At 53.6% G+C, this 1182-nt stretch carries 1 protein-coding gene; it reads right to left on the bottom strand.

Annotated features, from left to right (window positions below; translation table 11 throughout):
* Nucleotide 1 precedes the first annotated feature (1 nt).
* A partial coding sequence (locus KDK13_RS07350; RefSeq protein WP_257284324.1) for a proton-conducting transporter membrane subunit occupies nucleotides 2-1182 on the bottom strand: 1181 nt, incomplete at its 5' end.

The raw sequence follows: 1182 nt of genomic DNA, 5'->3' as shown, positions 1-1182 counted from the left end.
TTCATTGCTGCGATCCTCCTGTGGCTGTCAGTGTGGAGGCCGTGCTGTCGCTGCCAAGCACCGCATCAATATAAGAGTGTGGATTGAGCAGATTGGTTGCCGAGGTTTCTGCCAGCTGATAAATGGGTTCCACCATGAAACCAATCACAATGGTAATCACCGCCAGTACCGCAATAGGGATGATATACAGGCAATTTTCCATCCCCGTCAGGGGGATTGGTGCAGCGGCATTTTCCGGCAGCGGTTTCCAGAACGCTTCGGCCCAGATTTTGGTCATGGAGTAAATGGTCATCAGGCCAACAAATAACGCGGTGGCCGCCAGCAGATACGCCTCAGTTTGCAGGCTTGCCCTGATCACCAGGAACTTGCCCCAGAACCCGGACAGCGGTGGAAAGCCCGCCAGAGAAAAAGCCGGAATCAGAAACAGCAGGGCCAGCCACGGCATGCTTCGATAAGCGCCACCGAGTTCACGGAGGTTATCAGTGCCCTGCCTGCGCTGCAGGAAACCGCCGATCAGGAACAGATTGGCCTTAACAATAATGTGGTGGATGATGTAGAAAATCGCGCCGGTGATGGCCAGCGGTGTATAGATGGCCAGCCCCATCAGCATATAGCCGATCTGGCTGATGATATGAAACGACAGAATACGTTTAATATGGAATTGGCTGGCGGCACCGAGTACGCCGGTCAGCATGGTCAGGCCGGCAATCACGATCAGCAGTGGCTGGTAGCCGCTATCGACCAGATCAAAGACAATGGTGAAGACCCGGATCAATGCATAAACGCCCACTTTGGTCAGCAGTGCAGCATACAGGGCCACGATGGCGCTGGGCAGATGATGGTAGGACGCCGGTAGCCAGGAGAAGACCGGGAACGCTGATGCCTTGATGGCAAAGCCAAACAGAAACAGCCCGGAAATCAGCATCATGGTGGTGTCCGGCAGTATCGCCACTTTGGCGTGCAGGTCGGCCATATTCAAGGTTCCGGTAGCGCCATAAAGCAGCCCGATGGCTAGCAGGAAAACCATGGTGGATATCAGGTTGAGCACCACGTATTTGACCGCTGCATCCACCTGCTGCTTATTGGCATTCAGCACCATCAAGCCAAACGATGTGATCAGCATGACTTCAAAAAACACGTAAAGGTTGAAAATATCACCGGTTAAAAAGCTGCCCATCACAC

This window comes from Endozoicomonas sp. SESOKO1, from assembly GCF_024606265.1.
In the GTDB taxonomy this organism is placed as follows: domain Bacteria; phylum Pseudomonadota; class Gammaproteobacteria; order Pseudomonadales; family Endozoicomonadaceae; genus Endozoicomonas.
The sequence above is the reverse complement of the archived record's forward strand: the minus strand, read 5'-3'. Positions and strand labels throughout refer to the sequence as shown.